The organism is Aporhodopirellula rubra, assembly GCF_014192335.1.
GTDB lineage: Bacteria > Planctomycetota > Planctomycetia > Pirellulales > Pirellulaceae > Rhodopirellula > Rhodopirellula rubra.
Genome location: NZ_JACHXU010000032.1, coordinates 43,593 through 66,571 on the forward strand (window position 1 = coordinate 43,593; position 22,979 = coordinate 66,571).

Here is a 22,979-nt window from a genome sequence, read left to right on the forward strand (position 1 = left end):
TGAAAACCTACGTCATTTGCAGGGACGTCCTCGGCCGTCAATTTCGGCGAATCCCGGGACTCTGAGCGGGCAAGTCGCCTTCTGAAACGCGCTCGCAAGATTTCCCTGGGCAAGAATCGGGATGAGCTGAGCGGCGATTCGTTTTGGATCTACAATTCGGTGTTCGATCTCACCGTGTGAATCGCAGCCCTCAGATGGCCTGCCCCTTCGAGAAATTGGTTGGGGGTGTTATGAAAGTGGCCACTCTGCATTTTATCGTTGACCCGGCCACGCACCCCCCAAGGCAACCGTCAATTGTTCAAGGTCGATCCGCGCAAACTCGTTGGCCCAGCCATGGCGTTGGTCCTTTTCGCATTCGCGATCAGGTTGCTGATCACCGAAGCGGGCAAGATCACGCATGAAGAATTCGTGGGCGGCATCACCAGCATCGAGCCCGCCTATCTGTTGATTGCGGCGTTTTTGATCGCGTTGAACTACGGATTGTTGACGTGCTATGACCTGCTCGCGCTGCGGTACGTTTGCCGTGTGCTGCCGCTGCGGCGTGTCGTGTTGGTCGCGTTCCTGGGCTATTCGCTCGGCAATAATCTCGGCACGCTGATCGCAGCGGCACCGATTCGATACCGGTTTTATCATCGCTGGGGGCTGACGCACACGCAGATCGTTGCGTTGATGTCGGTGTTGGCGTTGACGTTTTGGTCGGGCGTTTGCGTGCTCGGCGGTGTCGCGTTGACCCTTGCGCCGATCGAGTTGCCGGCGAAGTACGCGTTGCCGTTTGGGACCCGGACCCTCGGGATCATCTTGCTGTCGGTGACGTGTTTCTACGGGTTGGTGTGCTTGTTCTGGCACAAGCCGTGGCCGATCGGAAAACTGCATCTGCGTCCACCGTCGGTCGGGCTCGCGTCGGTTCAGGCGTCCGTCGCGGCGGTCGACTTATTAATTTCGGCCACGGCACTGTATCTCGTGATGCCGGGCAACGCGGACGTTCCGTTCCCGATGGTGCTCGCTGCGTACTTGGTTGCGATTGTCGTTTCGCTGATTTCTCAGGTCCCCGGCGGGCTCGGTGTTTTGGAGCTGATCCTCTGGACGCTGCTGAAAGATACCGTCGGGCAGCCCGTGCTCGCCTCCGTGCTAATATTCCGTATCCTTTACTACATCCTGCCTTTATTCGTTGGCATGATCGTATTGGTCGCGCACGAGATTTACAGCGGTGCGGTCGAAGCGCAGGCGGATGCGAGGATCGAAGAGAACCGCCCCTCCGAGCCGCTTCGCCCTGAAAATCCTGACCCTCCTTTTATAGACGCATCATGACATCCGAATCGAACAGCGACGCCCCGAAGTACAACGAACTCGACGCCGAAGCGGCACGGGTGATCTTGCATAAGGGCACCGAAGCACCCGGGCCGGGCGGTTACACGAACACGAAAGACGCCGGCACGTACATTTGTCGGCGATGCAACGCGCCGCTGTATCGAAGCGACGACAAGTTCGATAGCCATTGCGGATGGCCGAGCTTCGATGACGAAATCGAAGGTGCGATCCTACGTGAAGTCGACGCGGACGGACGCCGTGTTGAAATCATGTGCAACAACTGTGGCGGACACCTCGGTCACGTCTTCGAAGGCGAACGGTTGACGGGGAAAAACACGCGTCACTGCGTCAACAGCATCTCGATGCGGCTGATCCCCGCTGGCGAACCGTTGCCAGAAAAGATTGTTTAACGCGATTGCGCTAAGCAACGGGTAGCAACTTCACGTTGTGAAAAGGGACAGACATCCGAACACGCGACGTATTCGCGGCGTCCCAAGCTAGAAGCTAGAAGCTAGAAGCTAGAAGCTAGAAGCTAGAAGCTAGAAGCTAGAAGCTAGAAGCTAGAAGCTAAACACCGAAGCCGCCGGTGGTGATGATGAACGCGGCCAGCATGCACAACCAAACGAGGTCGAGAAAGTGCCAATAGTGGGCTGCGAAATCGACCGGCCAATATCTTTCGTGGTCGTATCGTCCCATCGCGGCCCGCACGCCGACGATCCCCAGCGACACGACACCGCCGGCGACGTGCAACGCGTGTAGAAACGCGAGCACGACGACCATGCCCGCCACGCCTTTGCCCGTGCCGCCGTGCATCGCCGGGCCGGCGAGCAGTTCGAGCATGGAGTCGTATTGGATCAGCATGAACAACACGGCCGATAACGCGCTGACGGCGAGCAGAGTGGCCGTCATGATTCGCTTGCTGCGGCGAACGGTACGCGTGGCCGCGTGAACCAGAGCACTGATCCCGATCAGGATTCCTGTGCTGAGCAGGAAACTCCGCGGCAACGCAACGGCGCTCTGCGGATCGCCTTGTCGTGATGCCGCATAAATCCCGTATAGCAACAGGCTGCTGAGGAAGAAAACCAGCAACGTGCCCAAGAACAACCAACCGCCTTGGCGGTAGCGGAGGTCGGTCGGAAGACGTGAGACAGTGTTCGGCACGGAGTTGTTGACCCGTTGTGTGGTGATCAATGCGTGTGTTTACAAAATTGCCAGCGGGTCGCGTTTCGCTTCCAACGTCCCACGCGTCACACCGACGCGGTTATCCGCCGACAGCCGACGCCATACTTCCGGCCCACTGACATGACCGCATAATAGATCGCGATACAACTGAATCATTTCGCCGGTCTGATGAGCGTTTTCTTCGAGCAGTTCCACCCGGAACCATGCGACGCCTCGCTGGATCAGCGATCCCACGACGTCGGCCGCACTCTGCGGTGTCGCGTTATAAAGCGTGTTGCGGCAGGCGATATCGGCCTGCAGAACATGTAGTTTGCCGACTCGGTCACGCAGTTGGACGACGTGATCATCGCAGGGACGGCCGCAGTTGGTTTTGTTCGTTCCCGGTGACAAGACGCTGCAGAATACGCAGTGCTCCATGTGGAACATCGGCATGTGTTGATGCATGACGACTTCCAGCCACTCACCCGGGGTCGCCCCCACGAGGCCGTCGAGTTGATCAGCATTCAAATCGTACGACGTTGTCACACGTTTGACTCCGCGGCCGATCAACCACTCCGCCGATCGATGATTGGCAACGTTCAGCGAAAAGTCCGCAACGACCGGGATGTCAGCGGCCATCGCTGCGTCCATGACGGCCAGGTTGCGTGCCAGCACGGCGTCGGGTTTGTATTTCAGTAATTGCCGGATCAAACCAAATTCACCGGGCTTTTGCATCCGGATCGACGCGAGCATCACGTGCACGCCGCCTTCGCGTGCCACCCGAACCGCTTCTCGGTGCGTGCGGACGTCGTGGAAATCGGCGATCACCGCGTCCGCGCCCGCGGCGACCGCGGCTTCGAGTTGTTCCAGCGTGCGGCACAGTACGGACATCTTGGGGACGCCTGGCGACTCCGGTGCAGATGCCGGTACTTCGCAGGCCGAGTCACGCAGACCCGTGACCATTGCCCGTCCGGCCTCTGTGTCCACCGTCCGTGTTGGCGGTTCTTCGAGTCGAGCGGTCAATTGTTCAATCAAGTCACGCCGAATCGAATTGAGCAGTCCCAGCGGAACAAGGGGGCCACCAATGATTTTCGCAGTGAGGTCCGCGAGATGAAAAGGCGTGCCGCCGAGTCGGCCGAGTTTGTCCGCCAACACGTCTTGAGCGATCGCGTGTTTGCGTGCCACCTCCAGCGGCGTGTCCGCGACCACGGTTACCGCGAACCGTTCTCTCGACGCTGCTGCAGTCACGCCCGCAGATGGCTCGCCCGTTGCCTTTGATTTCGGTTCGTGAATCTGCGCTGTCACACGCAGCGGTTGGCCGGCTTGGGCGAACACGTCGATGTCGATCGCTCGGGTGCGGCGCGGTTTTCCGCCGAACGTGGAGGCGAGCTTCTTGTTCAGTTTGGGATCGTCGTTTTTGAAAACCGAGGCACCTTCATTGATCCGCGAAAAGTCGATCGCTCCGCGTCCGAATCCGATCCAAACGTCGTCGCCGGAGGTTGCCGCTTTCAACTTTTCGTTCTTCCTGCCACGTCCGGCAGGCCGCAGCGAATAGATTCGACCGCCTTGGTGGTTGTCCGCGAAACCGCTGCCGGCGTACGCGTCATCGCCCCGATTGCCGCGGTATTCCGCTTCCGATGCGATCGCCAATCCGTCGCCGAGTGCCACGTCGGCGGCGATTTGGACTCGAATTTCATCGCCCCGAATCTCGTCGACTTCGCCCAGCACGATTCCCTGTTTCGCCGCTCGGATTCCCGGCACCAGTCGTTTGTGATCGTTGCCCTCGAGCCATCCCGGTGCGAAACCACGAGAGAACGACAGTTCCATTTCCTGCCGATCGCGTTGGCTGACCCGCACGGCGCCGTGGGCGACGGCTTGGTCGATCGCTCGGCGGTAGTGGCCTGTGATGTTGGCAACGTATTCGGGCGTTTTCAGACGCCCTTCGATCTTCAGGCTGTCGACGCCCGCGGCAATCATGTCCGGGATCGCCGCGTAACCGGCGAGGTCTTGCGGTGACAACAAATAGCGGACGTCGCCGAGATCACGGTCCTCGCCGTCGCAGACCAATTCGTACGGCAAGCGACACGCCTGGGCGCATTGGCCGCGGTTTGCACTGCGGCCGCCCAACGATTCGCTCGTCAAACATTGCCCCGAGTAGGCCACGCACAACGCTCCGTGAATGAACGCTTCGAGAGGCATCGACGTCGCCTCGCGAATTTTGGCGATTTCGCGTACCGACAATTCACGAGCGAGAACCACACGGGCGAGTCCCAGCTCCTCGGCGACTTGGATCGTTTCCGCCGACGTCAAACTCATTTGCGTCGAGGCATGAATTTCCAGGTCCTCGCACATCGCACGGACCACGCGAGCGACGCCGAAATCTTGAACCAGAACCGCGTCGACGCCCGCTTTGGCGATCGCGTCAACGACCTCGATCAAGGAAGGCATCTCGTCAGGAAAGACCAGTGTATTGAGTGTCACGTAGCCCCGCACGCCTCGAAGGCGGAGCATCCGCATTAGGTCAGGTAAGTCACCCAAACCAAAGTTCGCGGCTCGGGATCGCGCGTTGAATCCGCGGTCGACGCCGAAGTAAATCGCGTCCGCTCCGTTTTCGACGGCAGCCTCCGCGCACTGCCAACTACCCGCCGGCGAGAGCAGTTCGGGAATGCGAGCGGGGTGCAAAGCGTCGGTCGTGCGAGCAGGAGCATCGGGTTGATTCATTCCCACAGAATAGCAGTCGCGACAAAACCTTAATACTGCTTCCGTTCGGGCAATTCCGTTTATCAAAGACGATCGGTTTGAATGACCCGGACCACGCCGCCCGGCACGCGCAATGGTGTCGGCGGGGCTCCGTTTCACGGGCGGTTTCACTGGTCGCGGGATCGCCGATTCTGCTCAAGATGAACGCTCACCGAGGTCGGTTTTCATCTTTCCGCGGTCGCTTCGTTTTTGTTAACACGCGAAGTTGATTGTGGATCCATGGCACTGTACATGGCTTCACCTTGGTCAGCCGGGCCGATCGCCGGTGACAATTTGTTTTTATGAGGCATGTCATGCATACCCGTCACGCTGGTTTTCGATTGTTCGCCGCAGCGGGAATCGTTTGCTTTCTTACCGTTTTCGCGGCGCCCCCCGTATCGGCCCAGTCCGTGCCGACGCCTGCGCCGTCGTGGCAATCGGGGCAATCGACGTGGAACGGGTCGGGGTACGAAACACTCCCCTCACCGCCTTCGATTAATGAATTGCCGGATGAATGGAACGATAATTTTGGACTTTCCGACGCCCAATTGCAGCAACCCGTCGTCGACCTGCCGCTAACCGATCCAGGGGGGGCGTCCGGTGCTCCGCCGATCGAGCCGATTCCGGAGCCCTCGATGCCGATCGGGGCCGCGATCGCCGATGGAGCGACGTTGGATGAACCGCCACTCCGCGAAGAAATCGTACGTTGGTATCAAGTTCCGTGGCGATGGATGACCAAGGGGTGGGAAAACCACGCCGAATTCGGACTCGATGGCAGCAGCGGAAACGCCGAAACACTCGCGATCCAAACCGGTCTCGAAATGAAACGCAAAACGGATCTCTACACACTCGCTCTTGATATCGACTACCGGCAAGCCAGTGCGCAAAGTCAGACGACCGAGGACAACGCCCGGCTCAACCTCGACTACGACCGAATGCTCGGCGATTCCAATTGGACGATGTTTGGAAAGTTCGGCATTGAATACGATGAATTTAAGTCGTTTGACCTGCGTTTGAACTTGAACGGCGGTTTGGGTTACTACTGGATTCGCAACGACAATACGAACATCGTCACCCGAATCGGTGCTGGTGCGTCGAAGGAAATCGGTTCACCTGACGACAGTTGGACGCCGGAAGCCGTGTTCGGGCTCGAGGCTGATCACAAGCTGTCGGCGCGTCAGAAACTCAAAGCGAAGATTGATTACTTCCCGACGTTCGAAGACTTCAGCGATTTCCGACTCGTGACCGATGTCGCATGGGAATCGCTCATCGACAGCTCCGAGAACCTGTCGCTGCGTTTGTCGGTAACCGACCGTTACGACAGCACGCCCCAAGGTGCGTTGGCGAACGACTTCTACTATTCGGCGTTGTTGCTTTATAAGTTTTAGGTCGATGTTCTGGGTGGCAGGTGGCAGGTGGCAGGTGGCAGGTGGCAGGTGGCAGGTGGCAGGTGACGGGTGACGGGTGACGGGTGACGGGTGACGGGGGTGGGCGGCTTCATGCCGCTATCCGGTCGTTTGGTCTGACGTATACTCGATGCTCATCAAGCTCCTAGACCGCTGCGAATGAGTTTCGATTTATGAATCGACTTGCGTTGACTGTGACGCCAACTCGATTGAGTTGGGTGTTCCTCTTTGTGTGCGTGCCTGTGTTGTGTGCGGAGGAGGAGTCGCCGCGTGATGGCTCGAACGCCGCACCCAACATCATTCTCGTCATGGCCGATGACCAGGGATGGGGAGATGCCGGTTACAACGGGCACCCGTTCGTGCAGACGCCCGAAATTGACGCGATGGCGAACGACGGATTCGTGTTCGATCGATTCTACGCCGCGGCGCCGGTTTGCTCGCCGACACGAGCGAGTGTGATGACCGGACGGAATCCGATCCGTTGCAAGGTGCCCAACCATGGACGCTACATGCGACCTCAGGAACAAACGATTGCTGAATCGTTGAAGGCCGCCGGATACGTGACCGGAATCTTCGGCAAGGTTCATCTGGGCTCCGGGCAACCAGACTCGCCGTGCAACCCTACCGGCATGGGGTTCGACGAATGGTGCATCGGGTTGAATTTCTTCGACAACGACCCCTACCTCAGTCGCAACGGAAAAGTCGAACATCGCATCGGCAAGGGCTCGGTGCTCGCGATGGACGATGCGATCGAGTTTGTTTCGAGACATAGCGATGCGAACCAGAGCGACGCGAATCACGACAGTCGCGATCAACCGTTCTTCATGACCGTTTGGCTTCCGTCGCCTCATGACCCGCACCAAGAAGTCCCCGATGGCCCGCCGCTCTATGAGGGAAAGAAGCACGCCGGGTACTATCGAGAGATCACGCTGCTCGATCAGCAGCTCGGGCGACTGCGGAGGCATCTGCGTCGATTGAAAATCGCGGACAACACAATCCTGTGGTACTGCAGCGACAACGGTGGGCTGAATCGAGAGACATCGGGCGGACGCGACAAGAAGGGAAGCGTCTACGAAGGCGGTCTTCGCGTTCCCGCAATCATCGAGTGGCCCGCTCGTCAACTGCACGGGCGAACGGCCGTTCCCGCGTGGACCTGTGATATCTATCCGACATTGCTGTCCATGGCGGGCGTCGAAACACCTGATGACGTGGAGGATCGCGGGCACACGGTGCATCCGCTCGACGGAATCAACATCAGCGGCATCATCGCGGGCGAGTCCACGTCCCGCGGCACGCCGATGGGGTTTTGGCATCATTTCCAGCCCGGCCAAGCGACGTACAGTGACCGGATATTGAAAGGCATCATGGAGTCGCAACAGGCGTCAGCGCCGCTGCCGCACAACCAATACCGGATGCAAAAGGACGTCGCGGACTTCCCGCAGTTCCCCGAAAACACGACGACCGGCCACGCCGCCTGGAACGATTGGCCATGGAAGCTTCATCGCATCAACGGCAATCGATTTGAGCTCTACAACTTGGTGGACGATCCCATGGAGACGAACGATCTCGCGGGCGCTCCCGCTCACCAGGGACGCTCGGCTCGCATGCAAGACGCTCTCGACGCCTGGATGCGATCGGTCGTTCGCAGCATCAACGGGGCCGACTACTGATTGGCGTCAAGGCTGTGCCGATCGGCGTCAAGGCTGCGGCGATCGCTGGGCTGCCCAGTCGGGTCCTACGACAAAAGCATGTTGATCGGTTGATTGTATGAGTTTATGATGAGAGGCATGAGTCGTTACCCAAACATTACCCGAGGCCCGGCCGGTTGGACGGTGCGGATACTGCGCAACGGTCAGTTGCATTCGAAGTATTTCCGCTTCACCAACGGAGGGGTCCGGAAGTCGCTCGCTCAAGCCCAGAAGTGGCGAGATAAGAAGCTCGGCGAATTAGGCGAGCGTCAGTGGCGCAAAGGCCCGCGGAAGAAAGCGTCCAACAACACCTCCGGAACAACGGGCGTCAGCAGAAACTTTTACGGACGTTGGGTTGCCACATGGCAGGAAGACGGTGTGCAGCGCTTCAAAACCTTCAAGAGCAAGAAGGACGCCGTCGCGCATCGCAAGGCAATGGTCGAACCAAGCTAGATAGGCGAAGTCAGCAACGCAGCGGAGGGCTTCTGCGTCCTCTACTTCGATTGATCGCTCTCCGCGAGTTGTCGCAGGATCGTCATCGCTTCGCCGGTTCGCGACACCGGCACGAACAGGTGGTCATGGTAGAAGCCGGCGACGACGTTTGCACTGATCCCGCGTTCTGATAGTGCGCTGGCGATCGCGGCGGTCAGACCGACGGCTTCCAAGTCCGAATGCACGCCGAGCGAGAGCAAGCCAAATTCGCCGGCATAGGATTCGCCCGCTCGATCGGCACGATCCTTAGGAACGATAAGCGTCAGACCCTCACGCTCCACAAACGACGCAATTGGCTCGAGCTCTCCACCGTCACCATACACCGCCGCGGGACGCGTCAGGAAAACATATGTCTTTGGAGACAACGCCGGGGACAGCGACGCGAGCAATCGCGATAGGTCCGAAATGCCGTTCATGGAAAACCTGGTTGTAGCGACCGAGGAAGCCTCATCTGCGTGTGGTGCTCCACCCTCTCGCGATTGTTGCTACCTGCGTGGAATTCGTAAACTGCTACACGTTCGCTTTCAGACGGCGGGTATATAGCTCCGACGACCGCACCATCAAAGTTGAGGCGATACCACACGAATGTTTCCGTGTAGTGGTGTCGGCGAAATCGAACAGGGACACATGCTGTGGCAACGCGGAGACGAATTCGACGGCGCGACGGAGACGCAAAACGATCCGTCTGTGACTACCGTTTTGCGTACCAAAATCGATGGATACTAAGTTGCCATTTCGACTGACGTTCGTAAGTGATTGGGTTAGGACGCGATGTTCGAGGTCATAGATTCCAGCTATCGCTTTGAATGGGAAAAAGGTCGTTATCCACAGTTCAGAGTCGGTGACGACGACCGACAAGCAGTTTGAAGCACCACCGAAGCGTGTAAACCATGAACTGTGTGATGTACCGGAGGCAAAGCGTTCGCGAAATACAATCGTAACATTCGAGAGCGGAGGAAAGTTTTGACTTTTACGTGATCGACGCCAAAGAAGAAATGCGAGCCCAATGACGTTCCAAACGATCACGCACAGAAATATCGCTGAAGTGTTGTTTTCGATGAAGCGAAAAAATGGTTGCCTCAGTTTGCTGCAGGATTAGAGCGAGACCATGTAGTGCGATCTATCTTGCTGTGTCACCAAAGACGCTGACATCGTGGTTTTCAGCATCCGGGAACCAGTGGCGGTGAAATCTCTCTGCCACTTCGCGGTCAGAGAAGACATTTTTGAAGTGCCAGCCGTCGCGAACGCCGTATCCCATCGAACGCACGAGTGCGGTTCTCGGAACGTTGTCATCCAGCCATTGGCGGAACGCGGCAGCATCGTCGGTTCGTACGTCAATCCGGTAGACTGCCATTGAATCTAGTTTTGAGAGTTCGCGTGTGGATGTTCATATCCAAAACCGTTGTCGCCAATCACCACGGTGTCCGGAGCCAGGATGAGTTTGGCTCGACCGGCGGGCGCTTGCAAGGTTTGACGTCGAGGTTGGCTTGACGGGGGATGAGGTGGGCGGGATGTTTTGGTTGGTTTTTCGTTCTTCTTGTTGATTTTGAGGCTCGTTCGTGGTGAACCAAAATTCTTCTTCTGGTCCAGGCCCTTTGTTTCAAGCGGAAGTGGTTCTTGGGCTATGGCCGATCGCGGGTGTGACCACGGTCGGCGTGACTCCGGAGGATGCGAAGCGGACGATTGACACCGCGATCGAACTGGGGATCTCCACCTTTGATACCGCCTACAGTTATGGATTGAACGGTGAATCCGATCGCTATCTCGCCGACGCGATTCGTGGTCGGGCGGATCGTTTTCATGTGATCAGCAAAGTCGGGCAGCGGTATCTCGACGACGGGACGCGGACGGTCGATTCCAGTCCGGCGACGTTACAGGCTGACGCTGAGGAGTCGCTCCGTCGTCTCGGGATCGAACGATTCAATACGTTGATGTTGCACAGCATCGACGAAAACGTCGAAATCGAATGCAGTGCCGAGGCGTTGTGCGAACTGCGGGATCGCGGGCTCGCCGATCGAATCGGGTTGTGTAACGCCACCGACGAAGAGCGACGGCGATTCCAATCCGTGTGTGAGTGCCGGGCGATCCAGTGTCCGTTGAACCTGTTGGAATCCGGCACGTTGCAGAGTGTGATTGCGGGAGCCGCGGCCAATGGTTGTGATGTGTTGGTGTATTGGACGCTGATGAAAGGATTGCTGGCCGGGAAGATTTCACCGGATCATGTGTTCCCTGAGGGCGACAGCCGACCGGGGTACGCGGTGTTTCAAGGCGAGCGTCGCGCGACGGCGCATCGGGTTGTTGACGGCTTAAAGGAAATCGCGGGCGAGACGGGACGCACGGTCGCGAGCCTGAGTGTGTCGTGGACGCTGTCGCAACCCGGCGTCACGGCTGCGCTGGTCGGGGCACGCCGGCCGGATCAGATTCGCGAGGTCGCCGACGCCCGGCCGCTCAACGAGGAAACGCTGCAACGGATCAACCGTTTGGTAACCGGCACGTCAGCGTAGAATGCGTGTTGTCCGCCGTTGCCTCCGTCACCAGACGGAGGGCCACGTTTTGCCGAACGTGGCCACGTATCAAGGGCTTTGTCGCCACAAGAACAGTTCACGCAGCGATCATTCAGGCGATCTCGTTAGGGAGTAACCGGCTGAAGGACTTCGATGCTGCGGAAATCGATTTCGAGATTTTGATTCCCGTGCAACTGCAACGCGATGACACCTGATTCGGCCAGGTCATTGACCACGAGGTCCGACGCCAGGCAACCGTTCAGGTGGGTGACGATCCGTTTTCCGTCGACACTGACGACCATGGTTTGCCACGGTGCCTCTTTGTTTTCGTCATTGGAAGCTGAATCCGGTGCGGGCGACTTCGTTTTCAGGTCCGCCAACGGGACGCCGCTGCGTGCCTGTTCCCAGCGGAATCGAACGACGTCGCGGCGATCAGGTGGGAATCGTTTCTCGAGATAGTGCAGCGGTTTGGCGAGCCAGCCCTTGCCACCGGTTTGGTATAGCCCGGCGACTTCGTCGGTGCCGTCGATCTCGCACTGCACGCCCGCAATGAAGGGGTTTGCTTGAGTGATCTTGCTGCGAACGAAAAAGCCACTGTCCCCTTCCTTGAAACGATAAACGATTCGGACCGTTGCGTTGGTGAACTCACGAGTCGAATACAGCAATCCGTTCGGCTCGTTCGCCTCGATGCTGGCGCGGCCTTGCAGGATTCCGTCGTTGACGGTCCACGTGCCTCCGCCGATCGCTTTCCAACCCGGAATGATTTCTCCGTCAGCGGTCTCGCCCGCGTTGGTCTCGGCATTGAAAAGGGGCACCCATTGTTGTTTTCCGAGGTCGCGAACGATCAGGTTGCGGAACCGGTAGGTTTGTCCTTTCTCGCCGTGGTGTTGCAAACCGATGCGGCCGCTCAGGTCGGCGGTATCGAAATAGTCGGTCGTCGGCACATCGTTGACGAAGAACTGAAGGTGATGACCGACGCAGCGGATTCGAAATCGATTCCACCGGTTTCGGTCGAACGCCGCTTGAGCTTCGTTCTGTTTCCATAGCGGGTTGAGCCATTGCCGGCGGCTCTCGTCGTAAAGGCCACCTGACCAACGTCGTTCCGTTGGGTCCGCTTCGGCTTGGTATCCGTAAACCAAATTGGGCATGACTTGCCCGCGGGCCATGAACCCGCTGTTCGATTTTCCTTCGGGCAGTTTGAGTTCGCCTTCGAACTCGTAGTCGTGATATTCCTTCTCCGTGACGAGAAAGAACTTTCGTTCGGCCGTCAGGTGGATTTCCCCGTCAACGACTTCCACTTTTCCCCATTCATACGGGTTGGTCCAACCGGTCAGCGATTTCCCATCGAAGATCGGTGTTCGCTGGGGCGTCGCGGGTGGTGTTGGTTGAGCGGGGCCCGCGTCGGGAGAATCATCGGTGGGCGTTTCCGGTGCTGGCGTTTCCGATGGCAGATTTTCCGTTGACGGGCTTTCGGTTTCGTTTGCGGTTTGGCTGGGGCTTGCCGGTTCGGCTGGTTTCTCCTGAGCCGGATCCGCAGCGTTATCGGACGGTTGGGAATTATCAGACGTTGGTGGTTGATCGGCGGTTTCGGCGGGGGCTGTTTGTGTTTGTTCAGCGTTCGCGGTGACTGCCGGGGGTGCGGGGGTGGGATTGTCGGCGTAGGCTGTGATCGAGAGGCCACAGAGTGTCAAAACGCAACAAAAAGCGGGGGCAGCGTGGCAGTTGAAGGTTTTAGTAGCGAGATAGCCCCAGTGCCGCGGAGTGTTGCAGTCGTCGACGACTGCGCAGAAGGTTCGCGCGGTGTGGCGACGAACGGGATTCCGTTGCGGGAAATTCATGTTGAACATGCAGTGGAAATTGGTCGAGGTGAGTAACGACAGATCGAGTAGTATAATCCGCCACCCTTCTAGTTCCGAACAGCCCTCCACGGCGGCAATGGCAATTTATCAGAAGCTATTTCAAAAACTGCTGCAATCCGCCGTCCGAGAGTTGGCGGAGGGGCGAGGCGGCGAGTCACGCGAATCTCGCGCCAATGCGAATCAATCCGACGCATTTGGAAGCGATGCGGTTCATGGAAAACCGATGCGGGGGGCTGAGATGCCGAAACGCGAGACTCGGGATGGCAAGGCGAAAGCGGGCGGGCGGCGATCGAGTTCACGTGCTGCTTCTCGGCCGAGCGGCAGTTCAAGCACTGCGAACGAGAAGACTGCAAAGGAGAACTCGAGAAGCGAGGCCGCAAAAAGTTGGGCGTTTCGTCGCAGGCTCGTTGGTGGGGCTTCGTTAGTGATGTTGCTTGTCGCGGGAACCGGTTACTTCACCGGTACGTTGGAGGACTGGACGGGATCGGCGTCGACTAGCCAATTCGCGTTGGCCGCGTTGACTCGAATCGGGCTCGTTCTTGGTGCGATGTGGTTGGCGTGGGACTCGCTGAGAAAGCCTGCACGATGGTTGCCTCCTGGGCTCGCGATGATTGGCGTGGTCGGGATCGTGATGGTTGCGGCTCAACCCAAACTGATCATCGCGATCTTGCCGATGTTTGGGGTGATCACGGTATTGACTTCCGTGCTGCGTGCGTTTCGCCGCGAGAGTTAATTGCGAGAGTGAAGATTGCTGTCGCTTCCGCATGGGCGTCATCGATGGTGGTAGCGGCTCGCACGGTGGTAACAGCGGCCGTTGAAAGCCGGTATACTTTCGTTCCTTCGGTTGGCCGGTCGGGGATCTCCCTAGAACGGTCACAACATGTTTGCGTTTCCCCAGAAGATTTATTAGGAAATCCGATGAGCAATTACCTCGAGAACGTTAAGAAATACGTCGACTCCCCCAACGAAGCGGCTGTCGAGGCCTTGGTCGGGCACTTGGGATTGGCGTTGCAGAGTCGCGATTCGGCAGTTGTCGCAGCGACGGATCCCGAAGAGCTCGCGCGGATCAAGAGCGGCTACTGCTCGAAGACGCTCGACCTGACGCCCGAAGAAGCCGACAAGGCGATGGACGCGGTTTGCGCGAAGATGCAAGGTGACACCGCGAAGTGCCGCGTAACGTTTTATTATTTGCTGGCCGAAGCAAGCAATTCGATGGACCGTTTGGCTGCGTAAGCGGTCCAGAACGAATTTCCCGTCATGGGTGGCGGAATGAGAGGCCGATGACGTCACTTTGATGAATTTGGTGCTGAGCGAACGCCGATGCGAGACGAGAGGCCATACCCAGCCTCGTGTCACGTTTCTCCGCTCATGCCCCCTAGGTTCACCGAGATGTCGCAGCGCCCCCAGACGCCATCCGCTGTCTCTCCGTCGACGCAGCCTCGAATCCGTCCCCGCCGTGCCTCGACGCATGATGATCCGATCACCGGATTGATTCAGCCGGGGTCTGTCTTGATCGAAGACAACGGAGCAGTGCACCGCGTCGATCGCCAGGGCGGGAAGCAGGCAGGAAGAGGCGACGGACGCGTGAACGTCGAGGATCAGGGCACCGCTCCGGTCGAAATGGCGGTGCGGTTGATCAGCGAAACGGCTCACGATCTGCGGTCTCCCTTGGCCAGTGTTGCGGCGACGATGGAGTTGATTCGCGACGGCCAACTGGGCGAGATCACGTCGATGCAGAACGATGTTTTGCAGGCGGCGCTGCGTCAGTGTGATTACCTCAACGCCCTCGTGGGCGAAATGTTGCACGCCGATGGCTTGATCGGCGGTACCACTACGATGCACCGGCGCGTGGTTCGCCGGAGCGAGATCCAGGAGATGGTCAGCGACGCGACCGCGGCCGTGCTCGCGACGAAGCGGATTGAATTGTTGTTCGACGGTTTGGATGCGAACGCATCGCCGATCTACGTAGACGCGACGTTGCTATGCCGGTTGTTGGTGAATTTAGTCGTGAACGCGGAGCGTGCCAGCGGCGAGGATTCGACGATCCTGATCAAGGCACACGACGATCATGAATCGGGTGTGGCGCGGTGGTCGGTCGTTGATTGTGGCGGCGGTATCTCGGGTGAACGGTTGCGTCAGTTGGCCAATCCCAATCTCAAGGCGAAGTCGAAACGGGCGAACGCCGATTACGGCGAGCGTTCGTCGGGCACGGGGCTGGGGTTGATGATTTGTCGCCAACTCGCGACGTTGCATTTCTCAGACCTGACGATTCGTTCGCGTGTTGGCAGTGGAACGGACGTGATGTTCGAAACCCCGCTGGCGCATCCCACCGCCGTCGCGACCGCGTTCGCTCGGTTTCGTAATCAAGTTTTCGGTCCCACGGTGCGTCCCACCGCTGTGGCGCCGACTGCGAACGAAGTCCGAGTGCGAGATGGTGCGGCGACGGCTTCGTCTTGGGAAGAGGTGACGCTCGGGTTTGTCGGTGCGCCGCCTCGATGCGGCAGTCGCGTGGCGATCGGAACGACCACGATCGCAGGCGACAAATCATCCGCCGCCGTGGATACGTTCGATCGAATCTTGCAGAGCCGATTGGGGCGGTTTGAGATGAGTTATCGAACGACGCGCCGCACGTGGGTGTGGGTTCTCGACGCGGATCACCGCAACGTCGGCGAACGGCTGCGGCAGTTTGATTCGTCGTTGGGCAAGTTGCTCGAAAACGTCGAGGTGACGTGGGGCGAACCGACGGTGGTTCCGGTGGGGCATCGCTCATTGCAGAGCCTGCTGATCGATCGCATGACGACGCAGGCCCTGTCAGCGGCCACGTCCGAAATATTTGGACACGCAATGGACCGAGACACGGTCCGCCCGGGAACCGATCCGATCGCTTCATCGCCCGTCGCGGCCACGCGGCTCGACGAAGAGTTGCGTCGCCTGACGGTGCGGATGAAACAGCACGCCAATCGGTTGAAATCACAATCCGCCGCAATGCGTCCGCCTGGACGTTGAGTAAACGTGGTCTCTAAACGCGGTGCGGCTGCGTATTGCGCCATTGAACCGGTGGCGGCATCGTAAGTAGGCGTAGGCCGGATCAAGGACGCTAATCGTGCCGGAACTGCGCAAACGGTCGCTTCACCGAACGAATCGAAATGTCCAAAGACGTTTTCAATCGCGTCCGCCGCTTCGGCATTCGAGTTGTTTGCTTGGTCCGGCCTACGATATCCGGAGGCGTTGTTAGCCGTAAAGAACCGATCCTCGCCTGCGAGTCATGCAGTAACACGTTTGAAAACTCGCGTTCAACGTAGGCCGGATCAAGGACGCGAGGCGTGCCGGAACTGCGCAAACGGTCGCTTTGCCGAACGAATCGAAATGTCCAAAGACGTTTACAATCGCGTCCGCCGCTCCGGCAATTGCGTCGTTTGCTTGGTCCGGCCTACGAAAAAAACTCAATTCAACGCTCACGCGGCGTTTGAGAAGTTTTGCGAGCACGCTTTGGGTGCGCGGGACAACGCGATTTCAGTTATCGTGTCTTTGGCGGAAAAGTATCGAATCGTATTCGTGACACTTTTCAACGGAGACCGAAATGTCACGCAAGAGAAGCATCGTTTTTAAGATCAGCGTTTCCGCGATCACCCTGATGGTCGTTGGAATCGGATCACTCGTTGGTTGGGCTCAGTTCCGAATGCGGGCCGCTGAAACCGGCACGAGTGTTTCGTTCGAACACGGCGGCATGGAACGTGAGTACCGTATTCACGTTCCTGCCAATCTACCGGCCGATCGCGACGTTCCGCTCGTCGTTTGTCTTCATGGCGGCGGTGGGAACTCGAGGACGGCTTCGATGATGGGTTTGACCCCGATTGCCGATAGAGAGGGGTTTATCGTCATCTACCCCAACTCGATCGACAAACATTGGAACGATGGACGCGATTCACCAAAGTTTGCCGAACACGACGAAGCGATTGACGATGTCGCCTTCGTGATGGACTTGATCAGAAGCATTCGTGAACAGTACCCGATCGATTCGAATCGCATCTTTGCCACGGGGCTGTCCAATGGCGGATTCATGACTCAGCGATTGGCGATGGAGCATTCGGAAACCTTCGCGGCCGTCGGCGTTGTGATCGCAACGATGGGTGAGCCGATTAGCGAGCGATTTGCGCCGGAACTGCCGGTCTCTGTTCTCTATCTCAACGGAACCGAAGACACATTCGTCCCCTACGAGGGCGGACCGGTCGGAATGCCCCTGATGACGCGGTTCAACCAAGTCGAGGGCCATGAGGACGCGCCGCGGGGGCGTGCGATCTCGACGGACGATGCCGTCTCGTTGTGGGTGAAACGCAACCAAACCGATCCCGAGCCGATTGTCGATTCGATTCCCGACACGGACAAAGAGGATGGCTCACACATCGTAAGCAGTCTTTGGGAAAACGGAGAGCGTGGCACGGCCGTGATGCTGCACAAAGTGATCGGCGGCGGTCACGGGATACCCGGTGGATCTCAGTACCTTCCCGCTCGTCTGATCGGATATTCCAACCAAGACGTCAACGGTTTCGATTTGATCTGGGATTTTTTTCAAAACCATGCTCGTCAACCGGCCGAGGGCAACGTCCAGTCGGACTCCGGTGCAGCGAAAATGCCTTCGTCGACAAACGTATCGTCGAATGAGGATATCCCGGTTGACGATTCGTCACTGGTGTTCCCCGGTGAGAGATGGGAAATCGTAGACCCCGCATCGATCGGAGTTGACGCTCGGGCTCTCGATGTGGCGCTCGACTTCGGCATGAAACGCAGCTCATCGGGCATTGTGGTGGTCGTCGACGGAAAGGTGGTCGCTCAGCGGCACGCGGCGGTGAGATCGCCCGGGATCGTCTATCGCCGGACGCATCAGGGAACGAACGCCGAGGGCAACGCGATCGAAGACGTCGCGTCAGTGCAGAAAAGTATCACCAGCATTCTGTTGGGCATCGCACTCAGCAAAAACTTGCTTAGTCTGGACGATTCAGTCGACCGTTATCTCGGCCGGGGGTGGTCTGACGCGACCGCGACACAGGAATCTGCGATCCAGTTGCGGCATCTGATCACGATGACGTCGGGAGTGGATGACAAATTGAGGTTTGTTTCGCTGCCGGGCACGCAGTGGAAGTACAACACGAAAGCCTATCAGTTGACGATGGACGTGATCGCGAAGGCGTCCGGGTTATCACGGGAGGAGTTGACTCGTCAGTGGTTGACCGAACCGTTGGGGATGGAGGAGTCCGAATGGAAGGCACGCAAGAGCATTTTGGGGACAACCAACGGTTATGGGTTCGTGACGACCGCACTCGATCTCGCCCGCGTCGGCGTGCTGATGCTCAACCAAGGGCACTGGGACGGGCGAAACGTCGTGAATAACCCGGCGTATTTGACTGCGGCGACATCGCCATCGCAAAAGTTGAATCTCTCGTACGGTTATCTGTGGTGGCTCAACGGGCAAGACTCCATGGTCCGACCAGGGAAAGGGAAGGCCGACGGGCCGCTGATCAAAAACGCACCGAGCGATTTGTATGCCGCCGAAGGAGCACTGGGCCGGAAACTGCACGTGGTGCCCTCGATGCAATTAGTCGTTACCCGTTTGGGTGACAATCCGGCGGTGCGAGGCGGACCGGCGTTCGATGAAGAGTTTTGGCGTTTGCTGATGAAGGCGTTTTGATCGCCCGGGGGAGACGGATCGCGTGCGATCTCAACATCACCGTCTCAATCCTCACATTCACGCCGACCGGTCAGTTGTGTCGAGATTGCTCGTCAGCGCGGTCGGAAAGGGGGACTCTCCCGGTGAATCCGTGACCCAGGATTCCAAGAGCGAGATTTTTCGCTGGGAAATTCTGAGTCAGTTGGATTGCGGAAGCGATATCGATGAAATGCAAATCTTGCGGCGCGCCCGTAAAACGTTTGGGCCGATCGGGACGTTATAGCTGTGACTATTGTGACAATGAAGCGGTTGCGACACCGATCGAAAACTCTCTCGATGGTCTCGTTTTAACGGGTACCTATGCAGAAACACCATGTTTGTGCTGTGGTGAAGCGCATTTGGAAATCGGTTCGCTCGACACGTTTCCGATCCAGGGCTGTCGTCGATGCCAAGGCGTTCTAATTAAACGATCGTCGTTCGCGCGGCTCGTGCAAGGCCGGCGTGAATCGTACGAAGGTCCCGAACGCAACGGCGAGTTTGATCCCGCGCTCGACGGACCACGTGATCACCATTCACGATTGACCTGTCCCCAATGTCGAATTTTGATGGACTCGTTCTTCTACGCGGGACCGGGACGCGTGGCGATCGACTCGTGCAATCGGTGCGAAACCGTGTGGTTAGATTGCGGCGAAATTACCTCGATCGCCGAGGCTCCTGGACGGCGGTAAAGACCACGTTAAACATGCCGTGAAAACGCGTGGTAGGGCCGCCTTTGAGAATCTCGCCTGAGATCGTTTGAGGCCGCAAATAACGTTGTTTGAAGGCGTTTTTTGCGGGCGATTATCCGTTCTGAATTCGGAACGCGAGCTGTTGCAATTCGCTGGCGAGATCCACGTTAATGACGGCAACAGACGACGACACCCGCAGCGTCGTGGGGGCGAAATTTAAGATGCCTTGAATGCCAAGGGCAACGACGCGTGAGGCGACGTCCATCGCCTCTTCGCTGGGCACCGCGAGAATCGCCAATTCGGGTTTGAGTTCACGCAACACGGGATCGAGCTGATCCATTGCGAGGATGCGTGTGTTTCCCACGACGCGGTTAATTTTCGACGGATCGGTATCGAATGCCGCTGCGAGGGAAAACCCGAGTCGTTCGAACCCGCGGTATCTCAAAAGGGCGTTTCCGAGATAGCCGACGCCGATCATCACGGCTTTCCAGTTCACGCCGCTGCCGAGCACGACCCCGATGTGATGGGCCAGTGACGCGACGTCGTATCCGACCCCTCGGCGGCCCACCGATCCGATCGAGCTGAGGTCACGCCGAACGACGGCGGCCGAGACGTTCACCATCGCCGCCAGGTCGCGACTGTTGGTGGACATTTGCCCGGCGTCGAGAAGGCGATGTAGCTCTCGGTAATAGAGGCTCAGACGCCCCACGGCAGGTGTAGACAGATCCGCCCGCGCAACATTGGGGGAATCGCCATCAGCGGGGATTTCTGGCTGTTTTGACGGCGTCATCGAGCGATTCTCCCTGAATCGTGGCGTCATGATCGTTACAGGCGTCACGAAAGTAATGGACGGAATGTTCACCCGTCCTAGCCCGCCTAATTTACCTGGACGGGCACGTTTACGTGTTCAACGGTTACTCCGTAGACGATTAAGTCTGTGCATCGGAATCGTTTTCGCTATCCCGCAAGCTTTGTGCATGTGTTAGCGGCGAGTGATTGCTACTCGACCCTCCCGCTCTTGTCAGCAACCGAACGGCTTTAGTGTGGCCGACGGGCACCCTGCGGACAAGAGAGTTATCGGGGATGCGACACGGCACCTGCCGTTGGCGTGCATCGAGGAGTGGGTTGGTGGATTTTGGTTTCGATCGTGAAGGGCTATGCCGGGGGGTTCCGGCGGCCAGTGGAAAGCTATGTCTTGCGACGCTCGAAGCGTTGTATCTAGAGAGGAATTTGATATGAAAAGGTTGTGGTTACTGCCCGCCCTGGCGATCATTGCGATCGTATCGGGCGCCAATGCTGCTCACGCTGCGTACAGCAGCGCGATCAGCTACCAAGGTTGTAGCAGCTGCGGTGGCGGCGGAACTGTTGTTGCCGGCGACTCGGTCGTTGCAGCAGCTCCAGAAGCTATCGTCAGCGAAGGTTCAGCTGCCGGAAGTGGATCGTACACCGTAATGCGGACTGTTCGCGAAACCGTGATGGAGCAAGTCGAAGAGACTCGCACTCGCGTTCGCAACGAAACCTACTACGTTGACCAAGTCGTCAACCGCACACGAATGGTTCCTGAAACCGTTCAACGTGAGGTTCAGTACACGGTCATGGTCCCAACGTACGAAACACGCGAAAAAACGATCAACTACACGGTCAACAAACCTGTGTACGAAACTCGCTCGCGAGTGATCAACTACACCGTTAAAAAGCCAGTGTACGAAACTCGTCAAAAGACGATCAACTACACCGTGTGCAAGCCTGTTTACGAACAGCACCAACGGGTGATCAACTACACAGTCAAGAAACCTGTGTACGAAACACGTACGAAGACGATCAACTACACCGTAAACAAACCAGTTTACGAAACACGTACGAAGACGATCAACTACACCGTGATGAACCCAGTGTACGAAACACGTACACGGAACATCAACTACACGGTTTACAACACCGTTAAAGAGCAAAAAGTTCGCACCGAGAACTACACCGTTCGCGTTCCTCAAACGTACACCAAGACCATCACGGTCAAGGGTGGACATTGGGACACAGTCACGGAAACGGTTCCTGGCCCAATGATCCGTCGCACCGTGCGTGAGCCCGGTACGTCATACTTCGACGCCGCGACCTGCAAGACCGTGTACTGCCCAGGCAAGTGCCGCGTTGAGTGTGTCCAAGGTTGCCCGAAGACGATCTGCAAGAAAGTTTGGGTTCCTACCTGTGAGCAAAAAGAAGTTTGCTGCACCAAATACGTAACCGAATGCCGCACCCGCGAAATTCCTTACACCGTGTGCCGCCGAGTTCCTGAATGCCGCACCAAGGTTTGCGAATACAAAGTTTGCCGTATGGTTCCTGAGTGCCGCACAAAGACCTGCAACTACACCGTTTGCAAGATGGTTCCTGAGTGCCGCACGAAGACCTGCGAATACAAAGTTTGCCGAATGGTTTGCGAAAACCGTCAAAAGACTTGCAACTACACGACCTGCAAGATGGTTCCTGAGTGCCGCACGAAGGTTTGCAACTACACCGTCTGCAAGATGGTTTGCGAAAACCGTCAAAAGACTTGCAACTACACCGTTTGCAAAATGGTCCCAGAATGCCGCACGAAGGTTTGCACCTACAAGGTCTGCAAAATGGTTCCTGAGTGCCGCACCAAGACCGTTTGCCACACCGTGTGCCGCAAAGAGTGCTACCAAGAAACGATCAAGGTTGCTAAGTGCCGTAAAGTTTGCGAGCCTTACACCGTGACCAAGTGCGTTCCACGTGTTGTTTGCCGTCAAGTTCCTGTCACCGTCTGCTGCCCAGCACCTTGCTGCGACGCACCAGCTTGTGGCGACGCTTGTGGTGGATGTGACTCGTGCGGTTCGTCTTCGGCATGTGGCTGCGACGCAGCTCCTGCTTGCGGATGTGCCGACGCATGCTGCGAACCAGCTCCTTGCTGTGCACCTAAGAAGCCATGCTGCCTGAAAGGCTTGTTCGACAAGCTCTTCAACAAGCCAGCTGCTTGTGGTTGCGGATGCGAAGTCATCGAGCCTTGCTGCGACGTTGCACCAGCTTGCGGATGCTAATCACGAATCCTCACGGATTTTAAGTTAGCTCAGTGAAATAGGACGCTTTCCACGCTGGCCCTTTTCCCCTCACGAATTCGCCGACCGTGTCTGCTCGGACAACTCAACGAACAACGAGCGACCGGCGGCGGATTCAACGGGAGATAGCCCGCTAGCGACGAAAGAATGTCTCAAACCAAATCGGGGTTGAGTTTCCTCTGGAAGGAAACTCGCCCCGTTTTTTTATGCGCCGACAGAAGTGCCCTGCCCACGCCGGTCGTCTCCATGTGTTCGCCGGTTCGGAGCGAGAGCACTTCCAATTTTTTTTGTTGTAGCCACCGTCGCCCGACGGTGGGCCACGTGCGTGCGAACGTAGCAACACGAGCCTTCCGGATTG

19 protein-coding genes are annotated in these 22,979 nt (G+C 57.8%); 13 read left to right on the forward strand and 6 right to left on the reverse strand.

The genetic code is table 11. The features are described from left to right. The first annotated feature begins 333 nt into the window (after positions 1-333). Complete coding sequence (locus FHS27_RS27940) at positions 334-1,308, forward strand: UPF0104 family protein (RefSeq protein WP_246421129.1); 975 nt, start codon at positions 334-336, stop codon at positions 1,306-1,308. Continuing rightward, the gene (locus FHS27_RS27945; RefSeq protein ID WP_184309249.1) at positions 1,305-1,718 is read left to right on the forward strand and encodes a methionine-R-sulfoxide reductase; all 414 of its coding nucleotides are present in this window, start codon (positions 1,305-1,307) and stop codon (positions 1,716-1,718) included. The genes FHS27_RS27940 and FHS27_RS27945 overlap by 4 nt, the downstream gene beginning before the upstream one ends. Positions 1,719-1,875: 157 nt before the next feature. Here the strand turns inward: FHS27_RS27945 and FHS27_RS27950 are convergent, their stop codons facing one another. Both FHS27_RS27950 and FHS27_RS27955 read right to left on the reverse strand, forming a co-directional pair. Then, a complete protein-coding gene (locus tag FHS27_RS27950) occupies positions 1,876-2,469 on the reverse strand; it encodes a cytochrome c oxidase subunit 3 (RefSeq protein ID WP_044257039.1) in 594 nt (197 codons plus the stop codon). A 39-nt stretch (positions 2,470-2,508) separates the two neighbouring features. Continuing rightward, positions 2,509-5,190, reverse strand: a complete 2,682-nt coding sequence (locus FHS27_RS27955) for a U32 family peptidase (protein ID WP_184309252.1) — start codon at positions 5,188-5,190, stop codon at positions 2,509-2,511. 332 nt (positions 5,191-5,522) lie between these two features. Here FHS27_RS27955 and FHS27_RS27960 point away from each other — a divergent pair, with 332 nt between their 5' ends. From FHS27_RS27960 to FHS27_RS27970, 3 genes are all read left to right on the forward strand, one after another. Then, positions 5,523-6,596 (forward strand): DUF481 domain-containing protein, encoded by a 1,074-nt coding sequence (locus FHS27_RS27960; RefSeq protein WP_184309254.1) that lies wholly within the window; start codon positions 5,523-5,525, stop codon positions 6,594-6,596. Between the two features lie 191 nt (positions 6,597-6,787). Then, positions 6,788-8,284, forward strand: coding sequence for a sulfatase-like hydrolase/transferase (locus FHS27_RS27965; protein ID WP_184309256.1), 1,497 nt, complete (start codon positions 6,788-6,790; stop codon positions 8,282-8,284). A gap of 117 nt (positions 8,285-8,401) precedes the next feature. After that, positions 8,402-8,755, forward strand: a complete 354-nt coding sequence (locus FHS27_RS27970; protein ID WP_246421131.1) for a hypothetical protein — start codon at positions 8,402-8,404, stop codon at positions 8,753-8,755. 41 nt (positions 8,756-8,796) lie between these two features. Here the strand turns inward: FHS27_RS27970 and FHS27_RS27975 are convergent, their stop codons facing one another. Continuing rightward, positions 8,797-9,210, reverse strand: a complete 414-nt coding sequence (locus FHS27_RS27975) for an ACT domain-containing protein (RefSeq protein ID WP_184309260.1) — start codon at positions 9,208-9,210, stop codon at positions 8,797-8,799. A gap of 169 nt (positions 9,211-9,379) precedes the next feature. On the opposite strand from FHS27_RS27975, the gene FHS27_RS27980 reads away from it, so the two are divergent. Beyond that, a complete protein-coding gene (locus FHS27_RS27980; protein WP_184309262.1) occupies positions 9,380-9,520 on the forward strand; it encodes a hypothetical protein in 141 nt (46 codons plus the stop codon). Between the two features lie 394 nt (positions 9,521-9,914). On the opposite strand, the gene FHS27_RS27985 is transcribed toward FHS27_RS27980, so the two are convergent. Then, the gene (locus FHS27_RS27985; RefSeq protein WP_184309264.1) at positions 9,915-10,148 is read right to left on the reverse strand and encodes a hypothetical protein; all 234 of its coding nucleotides are present in this window, start codon (positions 10,146-10,148) and stop codon (positions 9,915-9,917) included. A gap of 208 nt (positions 10,149-10,356) precedes the next feature. Between FHS27_RS27985 and FHS27_RS27990 the strand changes: the two genes are divergently transcribed. Further along, a complete protein-coding gene (locus tag FHS27_RS27990; RefSeq protein WP_315854725.1) occupies positions 10,357-11,298 on the forward strand; it encodes an aldo/keto reductase in 942 nt (313 codons plus the stop codon). A gap of 125 nt (positions 11,299-11,423) precedes the next feature. Here the strand turns inward: FHS27_RS27990 and FHS27_RS27995 are convergent, their stop codons facing one another. Beyond that, on the reverse strand, positions 11,424-13,145 hold the full coding sequence (locus tag FHS27_RS27995; protein ID WP_184309268.1) for a 3-keto-disaccharide hydrolase: 1,722 nt from the start codon (positions 13,143-13,145) through the stop codon (positions 11,424-11,426). 88 nt (positions 13,146-13,233) lie between these two features. Between FHS27_RS27995 and FHS27_RS31275 the strand changes: the two genes are divergently transcribed. The 5 genes from FHS27_RS31275 to FHS27_RS28020 all read left to right on the forward strand — a co-directional run bounded on the left by FHS27_RS31275 (position 13,234) and on the right by FHS27_RS28020 (position 19,550). Then, the gene (locus FHS27_RS31275) at positions 13,234-13,890 is read left to right on the forward strand and encodes a hypothetical protein (protein ID WP_246421135.1); all 657 of its coding nucleotides are present in this window, start codon (positions 13,234-13,236) and stop codon (positions 13,888-13,890) included. Between the two features lie 185 nt (positions 13,891-14,075). Next, positions 14,076-14,390: a DUF2853 family protein gene (locus FHS27_RS28005; RefSeq protein WP_184309270.1), complete on the forward strand. Its 315-nt coding sequence runs from the start codon at positions 14,076-14,078 to the stop codon at positions 14,388-14,390. A 156-nt stretch (positions 14,391-14,546) separates the two neighbouring features. After that, the gene (locus FHS27_RS28010; protein ID WP_184309272.1) at positions 14,547-16,163 is read left to right on the forward strand and encodes a sensor histidine kinase; all 1,617 of its coding nucleotides are present in this window, start codon (positions 14,547-14,549) and stop codon (positions 16,161-16,163) included. 574 nt (positions 16,164-16,737) lie between these two features. Beyond that, on the forward strand, positions 16,738-18,843 hold the full coding sequence (locus FHS27_RS28015; RefSeq protein WP_184309274.1) for a serine hydrolase: 2,106 nt from the start codon (positions 16,738-16,740) through the stop codon (positions 18,841-18,843). Positions 18,844-19,046: 203 nt separating this feature from the next. Next, entirely contained in the window at positions 19,047-19,550 is a 504-nt protein-coding gene (locus tag FHS27_RS28020) for a zf-TFIIB domain-containing protein (protein WP_184309276.1), read from the forward strand. A gap of 112 nt (positions 19,551-19,662) precedes the next feature. Here the strand turns inward: FHS27_RS28020 and FHS27_RS28025 are convergent, their stop codons facing one another. Continuing rightward, positions 19,663-20,340: a redox-sensing transcriptional repressor Rex gene (locus FHS27_RS28025; RefSeq protein ID WP_044257032.1), complete on the reverse strand. Its 678-nt coding sequence runs from the start codon at positions 20,338-20,340 to the stop codon at positions 19,663-19,665. A 445-nt stretch (positions 20,341-20,785) separates the two neighbouring features. Here FHS27_RS28025 and FHS27_RS28030 point away from each other — a divergent pair, with 445 nt between their 5' ends. After that, the gene (locus FHS27_RS28030; protein ID WP_246421136.1) at positions 20,786-22,603 is read left to right on the forward strand and encodes a hypothetical protein; all 1,818 of its coding nucleotides are present in this window, start codon (positions 20,786-20,788) and stop codon (positions 22,601-22,603) included. Positions 22,604-22,979 lie beyond the last annotated feature (376 nt).